The organism is Gammaproteobacteria bacterium (assembly GCA_029882975.1).
Lineage (GTDB): Bacteria > Pseudomonadota > Gammaproteobacteria > SZUA-152 > SZUA-152 > JAJDNG01.
In genome coordinates, this window is sequence record JAOUJW010000001.1 from 353,748 (window position 1) to 370,276 (window position 16,529).

The 16,529-nt window shown below is 49.4% G+C and carries 17 protein-coding genes; 4 read left to right on the forward strand and 13 right to left on the reverse strand.

Going from position 1 to position 16,529, the window contains the following annotated elements; all coding sequences use genetic code 11:
* Positions 1-64: 64 nt before the first annotated feature.
* On the reverse strand, positions 65-424 hold the full coding sequence (locus tag OEY58_01515; GenBank protein MDH5324122.1) for a hypothetical protein: 360 nt from the start codon (positions 422-424) through the stop codon (positions 65-67).
* A 96-nt stretch (positions 425-520) separates the two neighbouring features.
* Positions 521-2,209, reverse strand: a complete 1,689-nt coding sequence (gene ilvB, locus OEY58_01520) for a biosynthetic-type acetolactate synthase large subunit (protein MDH5324123.1) — start codon at positions 2,207-2,209, stop codon at positions 521-523.
* 359 nt (positions 2,210-2,568) lie between these two features.
* Here ilvB and OEY58_01525 point away from each other — a divergent pair, with 359 nt between their 5' ends.
* From OEY58_01525 to OEY58_01540, 4 genes are all read left to right on the forward strand, one after another.
* Positions 2,569-2,913: a hypothetical protein gene (locus OEY58_01525; GenBank protein ID MDH5324124.1), complete on the forward strand. Its 345-nt coding sequence runs from the start codon at positions 2,569-2,571 to the stop codon at positions 2,911-2,913.
* Positions 2,914-2,916: 3 nt separating this feature from the next.
* Positions 2,917-4,005, forward strand: a complete 1,089-nt coding sequence (locus OEY58_01530) for a hypothetical protein (protein MDH5324125.1) — start codon at positions 2,917-2,919, stop codon at positions 4,003-4,005.
* Between the two features lie 196 nt (positions 4,006-4,201).
* On the forward strand, positions 4,202-4,876 hold the full coding sequence (locus OEY58_01535; protein MDH5324126.1) for a hypothetical protein: 675 nt from the start codon (positions 4,202-4,204) through the stop codon (positions 4,874-4,876).
* Positions 4,877-5,050: 174 nt separating this feature from the next.
* Positions 5,051-5,527 carry a cyclic nucleotide-binding domain-containing protein gene (locus tag OEY58_01540; protein ID MDH5324127.1) on the forward strand — a complete coding sequence of 159 codons (477 nt, stop codon included), beginning with the start codon at positions 5,051-5,053 and terminating at the stop codon, positions 5,525-5,527.
* Here OEY58_01540 and OEY58_01545 read toward each other — a convergent pair.
* From OEY58_01545 to OEY58_01595, 11 genes are all read right to left on the reverse strand, one after another.
* A complete protein-coding gene (locus OEY58_01545) occupies positions 5,524-5,898 on the reverse strand; it encodes an FHA domain-containing protein (protein MDH5324128.1) in 375 nt (124 codons plus the stop codon). The genes OEY58_01540 and OEY58_01545 overlap by 4 nt on opposite strands.
* A 239-nt stretch (positions 5,899-6,137) precedes the next feature.
* Positions 6,138-6,455, reverse strand: a complete 318-nt coding sequence (locus tag OEY58_01550; GenBank protein MDH5324129.1) for a hypothetical protein — start codon at positions 6,453-6,455, stop codon at positions 6,138-6,140.
* Positions 6,456-6,596: 141 nt separating this feature from the next.
* Positions 6,597-8,819 (reverse strand): GNAT family N-acetyltransferase, encoded by a 2,223-nt coding sequence (locus OEY58_01555; protein MDH5324130.1) that lies wholly within the window; start codon positions 8,817-8,819, stop codon positions 6,597-6,599.
* A 40-nt stretch (positions 8,820-8,859) separates the two neighbouring features.
* Positions 8,860-9,231, reverse strand: a complete 372-nt coding sequence (locus OEY58_01560; GenBank protein ID MDH5324131.1) for a hypothetical protein — start codon at positions 9,229-9,231, stop codon at positions 8,860-8,862.
* Between the two features lie 121 nt (positions 9,232-9,352).
* Positions 9,353-9,907 (reverse strand): hypothetical protein, encoded by a 555-nt coding sequence (locus OEY58_01565; protein MDH5324132.1) that lies wholly within the window; start codon positions 9,905-9,907, stop codon positions 9,353-9,355.
* A gap of 41 nt (positions 9,908-9,948) precedes the next feature.
* Positions 9,949-11,283, reverse strand: coding sequence for a nickel-dependent hydrogenase large subunit (locus tag OEY58_01570; GenBank protein MDH5324133.1), 1,335 nt, complete (start codon positions 11,281-11,283; stop codon positions 9,949-9,951).
* A 6-nt stretch (positions 11,284-11,289) separates the two neighbouring features.
* A complete protein-coding gene (locus OEY58_01575; protein MDH5324134.1) occupies positions 11,290-12,075 on the reverse strand; it encodes a sulfhydrogenase subunit delta in 786 nt (261 codons plus the stop codon).
* Positions 12,076-12,915, reverse strand: coding sequence for an FAD/NAD(P)-binding protein (locus OEY58_01580; GenBank protein MDH5324135.1), 840 nt, complete (start codon positions 12,913-12,915; stop codon positions 12,076-12,078). It lies immediately after the preceding gene.
* Positions 12,899-14,011: a 4Fe-4S dicluster domain-containing protein gene (locus OEY58_01585; GenBank protein ID MDH5324136.1), complete on the reverse strand. Its 1,113-nt coding sequence runs from the start codon at positions 14,009-14,011 to the stop codon at positions 12,899-12,901. Before OEY58_01585 ends, OEY58_01580 begins: the two co-directional genes overlap by 17 nt.
* A gap of 189 nt (positions 14,012-14,200) precedes the next feature.
* Entirely contained in the window at positions 14,201-15,982 is a 1,782-nt protein-coding gene (locus tag OEY58_01590; GenBank protein MDH5324137.1) for a sensor histidine kinase, read from the reverse strand.
* Positions 15,983-16,188: 206 nt separating this feature from the next.
* On the reverse strand, positions 16,189-16,518 hold the full coding sequence (locus OEY58_01595) for a DUF1244 domain-containing protein (protein ID MDH5324138.1): 330 nt from the start codon (positions 16,516-16,518) through the stop codon (positions 16,189-16,191).
* Positions 16,519-16,529: the final 11 nt, after the last annotated feature.

Here is a 16,529-nt window from a genome sequence, read left to right on the forward strand (position 1 = left end):
ACCTTCCTATGCCAAATCCTGAAAAAATCCATTTTACCCCAAACCGGAGCGATCCGTTAACGCCTTAATAGCCAAATTCTCCCCGCCACTGCCCTTTTTTAAAATCAATAGACAACCATTTTGGAGTATAAGGCTTAATATTATGAATAGGAAAATCGGTTAAAGGCGGCGCATCACCCTCAAAGTCCTTCCCGCAAACCTCGGTCATTACCGGGTGAAACGACACTGTCAACCGGTCCGTGACGTCTACGCCATTATCACACGCGGCCGCTTCCTTAAAACGCACTTGTTTTCGAATCAGACAGCTGAAATACAACTCCATTTCCGCACACAGACGGGATTGCCTGCGTCCCAGTTCGTGTTGTGCCTTAGCACTGATACTGATGCTAATGGACTTGCCGTTTAGCTCTATAGTTTGTTGCATAATGTCACCTCCAGGCGTTCGCGCTGAATCTCGGTTCGCACCCAAGCCGGCTTTTCCAGCCGGCTTGGGTGCGCAAGCTAAAGCCTCGGGACTGGCTTAAGCACCGGCACACGCCGGGACAACGCCCGGCTCTATACCGTGTTTATTGGCCGCACCCGGTGGAACCATAGGAAATACCATTTCCTCGGCGGCTATGGGTACATTAACAATGCTCGGTCCGGGGCGCTGCAAAACCTCACTCAGTCCGGCAACCGGATCAGAACATTGCGACAGGTCCACCCCATGAGCCCCCATGGTTTGGGCCAGCGCTGCAAAATCCACGCTATCATTAATACGCACCGCAGAAAAGCGGGAACCGTAAAATAAAGCCTGTTGCTGCCTGACCAGACCCAAATGGCCGTTATTTAACACCACCACAGTAATGTTTAAATCGTGCTCCACGGCAGTGGCCAGTTCCTGGATGTTCATCATCAAACTACCATCGCCGCTAATACACACCACCCTCCGTTGAGGTTGGGCCAAGGCCGCACCTATGGCAGAAGGCAAACCAAAGCCCATGGTGCCCAATCCGCCTGAACTGAGCCATTGTCGCGGCCGACACAGAGGGTACACTTGAGCCGCCCACATTTGGTGCTGCCCCACATCCGTAACCACCGTCACATCATCGCCCAAAAGCCTGCCCAGCTCTAATAATAGCCCATAGGGTTTGAATACATCCTTTTCTCCGGTAACAGGCAGCGGGTACTGGCTCTTGAGCTGTTCAATACGACGGCGCCATGCCGGTCGTTGTACCGGCTCACAACGGGACAACAAAGACCGCATGACAGCAGCGGCATCGGCACACAAAGACAGCACAGGGGTTTTGATTTTACCGATTTCAGCCCGATCAATATCTACATGAATAATTTGCGCATTGGGACAAAACTCAGAAACTTTTCCGGTGGCCCTATCATCAAAGCGAACACCCACACCAAATAAAACATCGCACTCTTCCAAGGCGTAATTGGTGTAACGCGCCCCGTGCATACCCAACATCCCCAAATACAAAGGGTGATTTTTCGGAAATATACCCAAACCCATAAAGGTGGATACCGCTGGAATATCCATAGCTTGCGCATACTCAAGGACTTCACGGTGGCAATCGGCGTGAATCACGCCGCCCCCCACCATTAACAAGGGTTTTTTTGCTGTGGCCAACTTCCACTGTATCTGATCCAAGGTGATCTCATCATCCACTGCAAAAGACGCCTGCGCCGGTACGTTGGGTAAGGTATCCACTTCCAGCGTCTGTAGCTGTACATCCTTGGGTACGTCAATGGCGACCGGCCCCGGCCGGCCCGAGGTAGCCAGTTGAAATGCAGCAGGGAGAACCTCCAATAATTCTTCGGCACTGCGTACCAACCAATTGTGTTTAGTGATCGGCCGCAGTATGCCGCTGGTATCCACTTCCTGAAAGGCATCCGTACCAATCAAGCCGGTGGCCACTTGCCCGGTAATGGCAATTAAGGGAATGGAGTCCAGTTTTGCATCGGCAATGGCTGTCACCAAATTAGTAGCCCCGGGACCGGAGCTGGCGAAGCACACGCCGGGTTTACCTGTTACCCTGGCAAACCCTTGAGCGATAAACCCCGCCCCTTGCTCGTGTTTTGCCAAAATATGCCGAATATTGCTTTTTACCAAAGCATCATACAGAGGCAGATTGGCTCCTCCCGGAATTCCCGCAATCTGCGTTATCCCGTATTTTTCCAGCATTTTTATTATCAATTCCGCGCCGTTACATTGCATCTTGGTTTCCTCTTGCCAGCCACTTATCGCCAGTGCAAAAAAAAACCCCTTCGGCTTGCGCCGAAGGGGTTTTCATGTTTTTTGTTAAACTGAACCCGCTACGGCGTTATGCCGAACACAAACAGCACCACCACCACAGATACCAGGTTTACCTGCTGCAGTTTCTGATTCAATGGGTACTGTAATAATGCGAAGTTCATCTTGTAATCTTTAAATAGACAAATTTACTCAAATATTTTGGTATCGATTCAAATCAGACTAACAAAGCCCCTATACCAAGTCAATCAGGAAACCGGCTTTTTTCTTGCTGGCACGCATGCTGCTATAGACAAGCATTCCCGCATAGCAGGAGCAATAAAATGAGCGACTGGAGCAATAACAATCTGGCGCATCGGTATTGCTGGTACATCACCCGGCGCCTGGGTATTCATACCCTCGGTTTCCAAAAAAGCCGTGACTTAAAGTTACAACAATTTAGCTATTTCCTGGCCGCTGCGACCAAAGCGGAGCAAAAGCAGCGTGCCCGTGCTTTTGCCTCTATATTAATCAACCTCCTCGAAGACTTGGGTGAGGCGGTACGAGAAAAAGGCGTCACTCCAAGCAAAGCCCTTTCCAGTCTCACCTCAGTGTTAAGCAACGGTAACAATAGCCTGATGGACCTGAGCCACACCGTGGATGAGCTGTATTACTTTAAGGGAGAGTAATCCATGCTGACTGACACCCGTGCCCTGAAAACCTCCGCTCTTTACCCTAAAACCATCATTATTTTATGCATGGCTCTGATAATCCACACCTCCACCGTTGAGGCAGCGCCGGCGCGCAGCAGCTTTTTTGATCAACTGAATATAGAGTTAAAAAGCTTCGAAATCGGTAACGGCAGCACCGGTGCCGCACTGGGCTTTAGCTATGCCTATGATGAGCCGGCCTGGGTTGAGCCGCTTCAAGCTCCCACAATGGAAAATCGCTACCGTCGGATTGAATTGATTGCCGGCTTAAGCGCCAACGGCAATATCGCGTTTAACAGCCGCAACAATCCCCGAAGTTTTTTGGATACACGGGTTAACTTGGGGATCTGGTTCGATCGCTCCCCCAAACCGTCCACAGACAAACAAGAGCAACAACTGGCCGAGAAATTGAGCAAGCTGGATAGCGCAGACCCAAAGTACAACTCGCTGAATAAATCCCTGGTCGATTTGCACAGACAATTACCTCCAATATCCGCCTTATCCATGAGTGCACGTATGTATCTGGGTATGGAATCAGACCAGACTTTTTCGCGCCGACAGCGAACAGTGGGGCTGGATTTCAGCACTGCCTATTTATCCTACCATCAAACCGATGATTATTCTCACAGCACACTCGCAGCACAGCTCAACATACTGGACTATCCTTTTGCTTTAATTCGCATGCTTTCCGGCGAGAACTTTGTGCCAAGTGGCGCGGCACTACCTTCATTGCAATTGGGGCTTGCCTGGATTGAACCGGAACACAACGACCCAAGAGCCAGTGTGGGTGATACTTCACCCTATTACCGCGGCAGCGCTTCGCTTGCATTCAAGACTCGCTTAGGGTTCAGCGATAAGAACAACGCCCCCATTTATTTCAGCGCCAATACTCGTTACTATAGGGAACTGGGTGCAAGTGCCATGGTAAAAAACGCAGAACTGGACCTTTATACATACCACGTTTTTATTATCGAATATGGCAGCACCTATGTCAGTTATGCCAAAGGTAAACTACCATTGGATAGCACTGATGACACCGTATATGAAATTGGCTGGAAATCCAATTTGTAACTGAATGGCATTTATACCGGGTTTTGCGACCGGTTTTACTAAAGTGGATCTAAAGTAATGCCGGTTCCTGCCGATTTACGACACAATATTGATACGAATATTGATACGAATATTGTCACCGCCAATATTGAAACAACGATCATCATCCGTTTTGTAAAGTAATGGTTTTGTAAAGTAATTGTAAGTAGAGACTGCTATGGCTGCAAAAAAGAAGGCTGTAAAAAAGAAGGTTGCAAAAAGGAAAACCGCAAAAAAGACGGCTGCGAAACGCGTTGTTACCAAGAAAAAGACCACTGTAAAGAAAAAAGCAACAGCAAAAAAACGTGGTGCAGTCAAAAGCGCCGCTCAAAAGAAAAGCGTCAAGAAAAAAGCCGGTGTTAAGAAATCCGTAAAAAAAGCGGTGCACAGCCCCAAAGGCAAAACCAAAACCGGCGTGAAGAAAAAGGCAACGCCCAAAGCGAAAGCCGCACAAAAATCGAGCGCAGCCTCTCGCAAATCCAGTGCCGACAAGAAAACCACGCAACTGAAACACGCTGCCGTAAAGCAAATCAGCCGAACTTCGGACCGAGCCCGTCATGCAGCCACCCGAGACACTGAACGCGCTATCACTCCACCACGGAAAATCAGTACTGCACCGGTATCCACGGTAGGGAAGAAATTCCCCAAACTACCTAAAGCCCTGTTTAAACCCGGTTCTCGTGTACGCACCACCAAGGGCAACTATGTCGGCACTACGGGAAAAGTTACCCGCCAGGATCCCTGCCTGGGCACTTATTTCATGACTTTTGACCGTTATGAAAGGGACTCCGCTTACCAGGGAATTGAATGGGGCCCTTACTTCGCTTCAGAACTGGAGCCGGTGAAGAAATAGCAAAAAGATAAACAAGAATTTTCAGGAACAGTTTAGTCAATAACGGTTAATATTCCCTTCCTTAAGCGCCCATTGTTTACAGCTGCAAGCGTTGCATTTTCCCCTGACTGAGTCACAATTAAAGTATAAGTCTCATTTAACATAGCGACAAAAACACCAGCGGGGAAAACCCATATGTTGCGTTCAATTCTGGAGTCCATACCTATTTTTTCGTCTCTCGGCGACACGGATTTGAACGCCTTAAGCAATTACGCCTACACCCAAATTGTTCCCAAGGGAACCACGGTGGTTCGTCAAGGAGATCCCGGGGACGCTTTGTATGTCATACTCTCCGGCCGCGTGAAAGTTTACACTCTTGACCACGAGGGTACTGCGGTGACCTTACGGTATATGCAAGCGGGGGACTATTTTGGAGAGTTGTCTGTATTGGACTGCGAGCAACGCTCAGCCTCTGTGGAAACGCTGGAAACTTGTAACCTGGCGATTATCCCCAGCGGAGAGTTTGGTAAAATTTTAAACAAAAGCCCCGCCATGGCCATTCAACTCAGTCTGGAGCTGAGCCGCCGATTGCGCCTGTGCACCCAAACCCTGCACCAACTGCACAGCCGCCACGAGGCCGGGCTTAACCCCGGCAACGACGGAACTCCTTAGGAGAATAAAAACCCGTGTATAAACTTATTCAATTTTTGGGTTTTTTGTAAATCTTCTTGAGGTGGAACGTATTCTTTCGTGGAAAATTTGAGTCGAATCCGACCGATGCGAATAATATCGCCATCTTTAAGTTCGTGTCGTGAAACTTCTTTGTTGTTCACGAAGGTATTATTGGTACTTTTCAGATCTTCAATATAGTACACATTGTCCTGGGTTTTCAGCTCGGACTTTTCCATCACAATTACCGCATGATGCCCACTAACAGCATCGTCTTCGATAATGATTTCATTATCCTGCGCTCGCCCAATTCTCATCTTTGCCAAATTGATAGGGCATTGCGCCTCATCACCAAGTTTTTGTAATGTAGCCATTTTATTTCCTTAATCGAAAACAGAGGGAAAACTTATCGCCGGTCATTGTATTCTATCGGCACAGGAGGGGCTGGACATGAGAAATGGTTCACATTTGCCGAAAATCACCCGGGGGAAGTTTATCTTTAGATGTGCAGAATCCGGGGAAATTCGTCCACTCCTGCCCACACCTTAAACGGCTTCCATGAAAGCAATTACACAGAGTAAACCCAGCTGGACGAAAAATTGATTACGGAGCACTAGTGCAGTGTTTTATCGTCAATTTTGTTCCTTAAACCGGCTTCCAGATTATCCAGATTATCGTTAATACTTTTCAGTGCCGAAACAATTTCATCTTTAACTTTAGCCTGGCTCTTCGCGATATCGCGGCGAATCGCCAACATAACGTAAATAACCCCGAAAATGGGAACTGCCCAAATAACCCTGGTGTATAACTGCTTTTGTTCCGAAGTATGAATTTGAGAATCTTTGACGATGCCTATGGCACTGATGTTCAATACGACCCCAGCCACTAATAAAATCACCACTGCGATCAGCATGGCTACCCACATCACCATCAGCAAAACTTCCTGTTTAGTTTCAAAAAAACTCCCCTTTCAACAGAGTCTTAATATAGCTAAGGCCACACTATAGCAGCTAATTCCGGTCGCTGCATCCGCCTTGCACTGCTCACTCTTACGCCAAAGCCTCACCCCATATCAGGTATAGGGCTGCAACATCCCTGCCACCGCTGCCCGTAACTCCTTAACCGCTTGCGACTTCCCCTGCAGTTGCAAGGCTTGCACTACGGTTTCCCAATCGTGTCTTTGCAGAACTTTGCTTAGCAACAAGTCTTGCTGCAAAGGACTTAATGGGCCGGACGGTAAAGCGCTCTGTTGCAATGTGTTCGCTCCAACAGTGAAATGGTTAAGAGTCAGCTTCCAAATCGATGGGGCTGTTAATTCATAACCGCGCAACTGAAAAGCAAAGGATTGCAAATCCGCCAATTCCCAAGCGGGTAGACCAACGGATTCTATGGGCAAAATTTTCAAACATTCCAATACCAAATGACGATCCAACTGTGCAAAAGTCTCAGCCAGCATAAATGGAAACTGCGAGGCCAATTTACTTTCGGCCTGACGGCTGATCTGTTCGCCTGAAGCGGAAATTGCTTGCATTAATGTCACCGCCTGGGTACCGCTGCTGGCATTGCGTTTTATGCCTATGTGCACCGGATAGAAATTATTCTTACGCCAAAACGCCAACAAATCCGCTGTGGCACCAAATGTTGCACCCACCCCATCCACCCCCTCCCGGCGAGCCTGGTCCAACATGTTTTGCAATAACAAGGAAGCCAAACCGCGACGCTGTAAAGACGGATGGACCGCAATTCTTACAATGCGCCGGTACCGCAGTTGCGCTGCACCCTCCAAACCAACAAAAGTTTCCAAGGTCTGCGGCAACCAATGACCGCGCACCCGGCGCCGGTTTTGGTAAACCTGTTGGCAGGTTGTTGCATCCAAACCGCCTTCCTGCTCGATAAACGCGGTGGCGACGATGTGCCCGGAGAAGCTCAAGGTATACAAACGTAAATCTTTGCCATCCAATAGATAGCGCAAATCTTTTGCCTGAGTCTGGTAATGAGCGATCACCAACAGACCGAACAACTCCTTGAGCCGGGGCTCATCCTGCAACAGTTGATCCCGTTGTAATTGTTCAAAGCTACACGCGTGCGGATGCGCTGCAGCAATATTCGCTTCCGGTGCCGGTGTGGCATTGAGCAGCAAGAGTTCAAAAATGAAAGATTCCAACGGGTCGTTGTTAGACCAACGTATTGGTGTTTCCAACCGTAAGTGTTGCCATCCCGGAGTCAATTGATCCAACACCGCATGGAACCGCACCGCAAAGCCCCTGCCCGTACCTTCGTAGCCGTGTATGGTTGAGCAATAAACCACGCGGCTATAGTTGCGTAATATGTGCTCTAAAATAGGCACGGGTATCGCCGCTGCTTCGTCTACCAAAACCAATCGTGCAGTGTATTTAGTACGGATCAAAACATCCGGTGCCATAAACTCCAGCACCGCCTTATCGTAACGTAACACCCCGTTTTCAAACTGCGCTTGCGGCAACAGCTGCCGGGCATGCTTAAACGCCGGTTGCGCTGTGGCCAGGCTGGGGGCGGTAATCAATATGCGGCCATCACCCCTTGCTAAAAACTGCGCTGCAGCAATCCCCAATGCGGCGGATTTACCCCGGCCCCGGTCTGAGGTGACCACCAGAGGCCGACGCCGATGTCCTTCCAGCACATGCAATACGGCCTCTACGGCAGCAAGTTGATCCGGGGTTGCGCAATGGCCCGGTTTCTCCGGGTTTTGCCAGTCCTGTGCTTTAGGTAAATCCAAAGGAGTGGGTAGTGGTAATTGCAGTGCAGTGGTATTGGGCCCCATCAGCAATACACTTTTAGACCGCTGTAGCAGCAAACGCAGGCGCCGTACAAACCGTCTCTGCATTTGCCTGCCCGAATAGGGCCAAATGGCCATGCGGTTTGCGAAAGGATCATCAAATGCTTCCAACGCCTCAAGCTCGGGTAGCAATAACAACAATACACCGCCGCCACGCACAGCTCCGGAAACGGCTCCAAGCGCATCCGGATCTAAACCGCAATGACCGTCAAACACAATGGCATCATACTCCAAACCTAAAACTTGAGTGGCTTTGTCCATCGCCAAGCCCGGAGCCTGCGGCCAATCGCTGAGCCACAGACACGAGTCTGCAGCAAAACGCTGCAACAACTGCTGTGCCAAAGCCCGGCACCAGGATGCCGGTCCATGCAATACAAGGGGTAAACGATGCTGGTTCCGGCGAGCAGCTTGAATATGGCTCTGAAATATTGGCTCAATCGCGGCGAACTGAGAATCCAAGGACTTAGCGGTTAAAGTCACGGTATTGGGGTATGTGCGGGCCTAGGTTTGTGTTTGCGGGTTACACCGCCACGTCATCCAGTTCTTGAGTATCAAAAGCCCAGTCACCTGATGAATATTCCATAATATCGTCAACAACAAATTCCGTGGGACGGCGAAAACAAATTTCGGCAATTTCCAAACGCATGGCGTTGTAGTCATCACCAAATTGTTGCTCTTTGCAGATACGTTGAAATTCGCTGTGATTACAAAACATGGCGTAGGCATAAGCACTGTGTACCACGGTATCCACAAAGTTATCAGCCAAAGCCTGATCCACTTCCATTTGCGAATAGCTTGCCTTTTTACCGAAGCGCTTTTTTAAGTTATAAGGCAATTTCTTTGCATACAACTTAATCTTGCCTATTTTTTTGATTTCACTGAACTTGCTCAAGCTATGTTCCTCCATCGATCCCGCGGCACATTCTACCTTATCACTATTTCGGCCAAGTGTGTCCAACATATTATAGCCACTGTATACCTATCAGACACAGCAAAACTTAACTTTTTATTTATCAATTGGTTATGGCATTATTATTTTCACACGCTTGCAGTTCCCGGCATAACAAGGCGGCGCAGGAAGGTATGGAACGCAACACTGTCGGTCCCGGAGACTGACCTGCCTGCCACTGACCGAGCTCGATGCCCAATACCTTATTCTTAGGTGGTAAACGTCCCAGGGCGCGTGCCATGGTAACGGCATCAAACAGGGAAAAACCGTGACTGGAAAAACCGGTAAACGCCGGACCGGTTAAGCCCAAACCCAATCCAGGTAGCTCCCGCTGCAAGTCCAGACAATGCAGCGTCCCCACTGCGGCACCGCTTAGGACTGCATCCACAAAAAAGCAGGCCACCGTGTTGGACCGAATTTGCGCTATCCAATCAAACACGGAACGGTCGCTGTAAATAAACTGTACCGACGCTTGTGGCTGTGGGTGCAACTGTTGCTGTGAAGATTCGGTAAAAAGCCTTTGCGCATACTCCAATACCATCCAACCCAAGCGATCATCACCATGAGGCGACCCCATGCCCACCACCACTCTGTGCGCCTTATCCGCTTTGAGTTCCACTGGCGCTTATACTCCCATCCCGCCTATTCCCATGCCAGACATCATTGCCGTTGCACCGACAAATCCAGAAAGTGGGTAGCGCAGGAAATACAGGGATCGTAGTTGCGAATGATCTGCTCAGCGCGGCTCTTGATCTCCCGGTCGTCGCTTAAACCGAAAATCTCCAAACTCTCACGTAGATCTTTTTCTATTTGGGCCTGGTTTTGGCTGGTGGGTGGTACAATGCGGGCACTGACAATGGTACCGTCCTCAGCAACTTCGTAGCGATGCCACAACAAACCTCGTGGCGCTTCAGTACAACCGTACCCCACCCCCGGTTTAACTTGGTAATCAACATAGGAAAAATCAGGTATCGTATAGGATTGCAGCAAACGCTTGGCCTCCTGTACCGCAAAAACAATTTCCGCTGCCCGCGCCAACAAACTGTGGTAACTGTTTTGACTGGGCAATGTCATCATGGAACGGATATCCACAGGTAATTGCATAGAGTGATGGAACAGATTCAGCCGAGCCAAAGGGCCTACCAGGTAAGGCTGCCCCTGAAATAGACAATGTAAGGCCGTGGAATGAGGTACGGCGTGTTCATGGAAGTACTGTTCAAATTCCTCCACTGGCAACCGTAAACCCTGACCGCTACACAGTTCCGTACCCATCATGGGATAAGTACCGGGTTCTTCATCGCCACCGAGGGACTCCAACACCGATACATAATCAAAACGGGTCTGGTCATTACCGCCAAATACGCTGTAGTCAATCGCAGGCAAAGGCAAGGTGCCACACCAGTGCAGCAATGCGACTGCATCCTCTTGCGCTTGTTCCAATTGTTGTAGAATTTCATCAACCGCTGCCACACTCGGTGCCTTATAGAAGCCACCGATTCTCACTCCCACCGGATTAACGGAACGGGCACCAAATAAACGAATTAAGTTATTTCCGACGGCTTGCAAGCGTAAACCGCGATTCACTTCCTCCGGATAGTCCACGGCTAACGCCGGACCACTGCTATAACCAAGAAAATCCGGTAACGCCAGTAAATGAATGTGCAGACTGTGGCTCTCCAGCCACTCACCACAATAGTATGCCCGCCGCATATCCAGCACCCATTGTCCCACATCCACCTGAAACAGTGACTCCAATGCTTGTACGGCGCTCATCTGATACGCCACCGGACAAATACCACAGATACGCGTCACCATATCCGGCACATCGCGACAGTGACGCCCTTGTAGCAACTTTTCAAAAAAACGCGGTGGTTCAAATATACGCAGCTGCAAATCAGTGATCTTACCGGCGTCAATACTGATATCCAAAGCGCCCTCTCCTTCCACTCTCGCCAGTAAAGGTACGCTGATTCGGTTGGTTTTTTTCCTGACCATCAAGTCTTACCCACCGGTGCGCCGCAGTGATTCGGCCACCGTAACAAATTCCGGAGCCTGGGATGTTATCACTTGAAACCGTTGCGCAATTTCCGGTGACACTAAACCAAGCCCCTCAAAACGATTCACTAACGCCTGGGAATTGCTGTTTTCCGCGGGCCCGTAACAGGCATAGCAGGCACGACCAAACTGGGGACACAGGGCACCGCACCCGGTTCGGGTCACCCCCCCCATACAGGGTTCACCCTGAGTCACCATAATACAAACGTTTTGTTGACGCTTGCATTCCAAACAAAGTTTCTCTGCATAATCCACCGGGGTAACGCCACACATCATGGCGTGCAGCAACTGAGAAATCTGGCGTTGATTAATAGGGCAACCCCACAATTGCCAATCCACACTGACATGATCGGAGATGGCCGTGGAGCGTTGCAGCGCGTTGATCACTGTTGCGGACGCATAAATGTCCTGCATCCATTGCTGAATATCATGACCATGGCGTAAGGCCTGAATGCCGCCGCTGGTGGCACAGGAGCCAATCGTGACCAGGTATCGACATTGCTTGCGGACAGCCTGAATACGCGAAACTTCTTCAATGGTAGAGATGCTACCTTCCACCAAGGCCAGATCCACCTGCCGCTCCGGTGCAATGGGTCCGGCTTCAGGGAAATGCACAAAATCCACTTGTTCTGCCAGCTGTAGCAGGGCAGGCCCCATATTCAACAAAGCCAGTTGACAGCCATCGCAGGACGTAAATTTGTGTACTGCAACCGTCAAGCGGGACCTGGCCACTTAAAACCCCCGCCGAGCAAAATAAGGTTTAATATCCACATAGGAAAAAACCGGACCATCCTTACAGATAAACTTGGAACCGTATTGACATCGTCCGCAGTGACCCACAGCACACTTCATATTACGCTCCATGCTCAAGTAAATGTTCTGCTCTCCTACTCGTCTCCCCAGAAGCTCACGCAAACACACCTGCATCATGATCTCAGGACCACACATCATCACCATAGTATCCTGATGAAACTCTACTTGATCAAACAACTCGGTGACCAAGCCGACATGCCAAGGCCAATCGGGAGCACCTTTGTCTGCCGCCAGCAACACTTGAGTGTCTGGCAGTTGCAGCCACTGCGCATAGCGTTCCCGCCATATCAAATCTTTAGGCAATTTTACACCTTGTAGAATACTTAAACGCCCATACTCGGAGCGACGTTTAGTGATGTAATTAATCACCGACACAACAGGCGCACACCCTAAGCCGCCGGTAATCACCAACACATCCCTACCCTTAGCCTCTTGCAGAGGCCAACCCTGACCATAAGGACCGCGAATGCCGATGGTATCCCCATGCTGCAAACCCGCCAAGCCGCGAGTCACGCGACCGACGGCGCGAATAGTGTGATCCAACACATAGGGATCTTTCGGGTCTGAAACGATGGATATGGGCACTTCGCCCGCGCCGTATAAATACAGCATATTAAACTGGCCAGGCTTGAAATCGTATTGGTCACGACAGGCGGAATCCACAAATGCCAAACGCAAAGTGAAGACCGAATGGGTTTCCTGGATGCGCTCCAGCACCTCCGCCGTTTTAGGCAAACTCTGCTCAGGACTGCAGCTCATTGTGAATGTCACTTGCTGTTTGCGTAATATCGATACCCACCGGACACCAACTGATACAACGGCCGCAACCCACACAACCACTGCGCCCATATTGCTGTTTCCAACTAACCAATTTGTGCACAAACCACTGTCGATACTGCAGACTCGTATTGGACCGCACGTTCAAACCGTGCATATAGCTGTGATCCAGGGTGAAGCAGGAGCTCCATTGACGATAATGCAACACCGTATCAGAAGGACTGTGAAAATCCTCTTGCACGTCATAACAGAAGCACGTGGGACAAACCGACGTACAGTTACCACAAGCGAGGCAGCGTTCCGCAACTTCATCCCAACAAGCGCTATCCAACAGTCGATCGCTAATCTGCTCCCCTAGGCTCGGCATCAACCGGGATTGGCTCGCGCCGGCAAAACGAATACGCTCTAATGCTTGTTGCGCTTGCTGTGATGTTACTGCTTGCGTCCATTGTGATATACCCCGTAAAACCGCATCCCCTGCCTCACTCCCGGCGCGCACGACAAACCCCTGCTCCAATTCCGTTAACTGGATATCCACATGGTCCGCCACCTGGGGTCCGTCACCGCTGGACGCACAAAAACAAGTAGGAGAACTGCAACCGCAATTCAATGCCAACAGTAATAGCCCCTGGCGACGCTGGGCATAAGCGGAATCGTTGTTCCCATTCCGCAGAAAGTGTGCATCCTGTAACTGCAAAGCCGCCACATCGCAGGCCCGGACACCTAATACCGCCATTGCCGGCTCCGGTGACTTTTCCGAGTCCGAGTCAAAATGCAACCGCCCGTGTGCATCCTTTTTTACCGTCCATAACACTTCTCGGGACTGGAACAGCAGCGGTTTTAACCCCTGCGGCCCCAAGGTCCAGTCAAACCATTGATTGTTATCTGTTTTGGTCAATACATAGGAACCCGGGGATTGTTGTAATTGCCACCCTTGCGGTAGCTGCCGCACGGATTGCAGCGGCTTAAAGACAATAGCGCCATTTTCGACTTGGGGCCCAAACAGCCGGTAACCTTGTTTGAGCACCTGATCAATCAAGGTTTGAAAATGCGAGCGGGGTAAGAAACCGTTGTCCATCGGTATGTTATTCCTTACGCTGAGCGTTCTTCGATACGTCGATCTCTATTGTCCAGCGGTTCGAGACAGGCCGACTGGTATTGAAACACGACCATCTGATCTATAAGTATGGACCAAATTCGGGGAAAGCGTAGCAATTGACGCAAGGCGTAAATCTGGCAAAACGGAAGAACAAGAGAAAAATAATACCTAGCCCCTGGCATTCTGCTTTGGCGTTACCAGCGGAGTTGTGGGTATGCTAATCGTAAACTCTGAACCAAATCCTGCCACGCTGTTCACCGTGAGGGTCCCTTGCATTAACTCCACAAATTGTTTCGCCAAGGTAAGACCAAGCCCTGTGCCGCCAAATTGCTTAGTGGTGGAACTGTCGGCCTGGGAAAACCGTTCAAATACCCTATCCAACTTGTCCGAATCAATGCCCACCCCCGTATCGCGAACGGAGAACACCGCCCATTCACCGTCGGCATCAAGACATTTGTACACAGTGAGTGTTATCGTTCCATCCCGGGTAAACTTGGCGGCATTGCTGAGCAAGTTTATCAGCGCTTGCTTTAAACGCGTCACATCAGCCTGTATCAGGTTCAGCTCCGGGGCGCAGGAAACAATTAACGTATTATTATTCTGTTTGACCAACAATTGAGTCACTGATTCGAGACTGCCGACTAACTCGGGCACCAGAAACTCCTCATAGTGCAGCTCGATTTTTCCTTCTTCGATTTTAGCCACATCCAAAATATCGTTGATCAATGTCAACAAATGATGCCCGGCCGACTGTATTTTGCCAAAGTCCTCCACCAGCCCCTGTAGTTGATTCGATTCGGCTTCTTCGCGCAACAGTTCACTGTAACCGATAATGGCATTGAGTGGCGTACGCAACTCATGACTCATATTCGCCAGAAAAATGTTTTTGGCACTGGTGGCTGCCAGTAACTTGGCGTTCACACTTTCCGTTTCACGGTTTATTAAATCTTTTTCCTGTAGTGTGGCTTGTAAGGTATCCGCCATATGGTTAAAACTACCGGATAAGGTATGCAATTCCTCGAAATTGGCTTGTTCCACTCGCAAGGCCAAATCTCCCTTAGCTATTTTTTCGGCTGTGTTAGCCACTGCCAGTATGGGTTTGGTTATCTGTCGCGCCAATACCATCCCTATTGCCAATGCCAACAACACAATCAATACCGTAAAACTGATGATCCACCATGCCACCTGTGTCAATGGCTGCATCACTTCGTCCCAGTTCAATTCTGCAACCAGGGTCATACCAATATCGGAAATTTCGCGGGAATATCCCAATACTTTATCTCCGTGGTAATTACGATAGATTCTTGCTCCCGTTTCTGTTTGGTGTAGCTCCCGATATGGCTGTGATACGATCTGCGAATTAGAGTCTCGCTGGGCCGCACCGGCGACTATACGATTATTGGAATCCAGCAAATACGTTTGTGTCGAAGACCCAAAACCGGCCAGATCATATAATATCTGCTGTAAAAACTCCGATCGAAGTGAAAACACCAGCGTCCCAACCCTGGAACCGTGCTGCGATAGCGCAGCGCTTATCTTTAACTCCACCTTTTCGGTTTCCGGGGAATAGCTCAACACCAATGATTCCGATAGAGGGCCCGAGTGATGCTGCCCTGGGGGAAAACTGTACACCGTCTGTTCCATCATCGCGTCCATAACAGTAACGTAAGTGACATTACTGGCGTCATGAAGAATGGGCGCCAAGCCTTTTTGTAAGATTTCACCAGTCTGTTGCCGTTGAACACGTGACAGCGCAGGGTTCAGCAAAACCAAAGCCGGATCTCGAATAACCGGCATTTGCGAAAAATGCAAAACCAGACGTTGCTCCTCCTGCATCCGATAGCTAAGTGCACGTTGTTTTACGTTAGCAATGCCTTGCAGTATCTGCTGTGTGGTTACGATTTGCTGGGTGCGTTCATGCCAGTACACAAACGTGCTTATTGCGCTCACAAAGACCAGCACCAATAACTGATAGGACAGTATCAAACGAAACCGAAGGTTGTTGAAAAAAGAGGTGGAGCTTACGACCATATAAACCCAGGCCCTAACTATTGATTATGGTTTAAATATATTTTCGTTCACCACATCAATATCTTTAACCGATTCCAAACCACTTAACCCTATAATTTCTATTGTTTTCATGCAGTCTACGCCGTTCAATTATGGCCACTGATTTTGGCATGCAGGGGTTTGGTCGATTCAAACCGTTGCATCTGTTCCTCTGAAGCCGGTTCTTGATATTTGGCTTTCCATTCATCAAACGGCATACCGTATATCACTTCCCTGGCGGCATCGTAATCCATATCGATCCCTATTTCCTTGGCAGCACTTAAATACCACTTTGCCAAACAATTACGGCAAAACCCGGACAAATTCATCAAGTCAATATTTTGTACATCCGTACGCTGTTGTAAATGGCCTACCAAGCCTCTAAATACGGCAGCTTCCAACTTTAACTTCCTGATTTCGTCGTTCGTTTCGTCCATTGTTGTTTCGC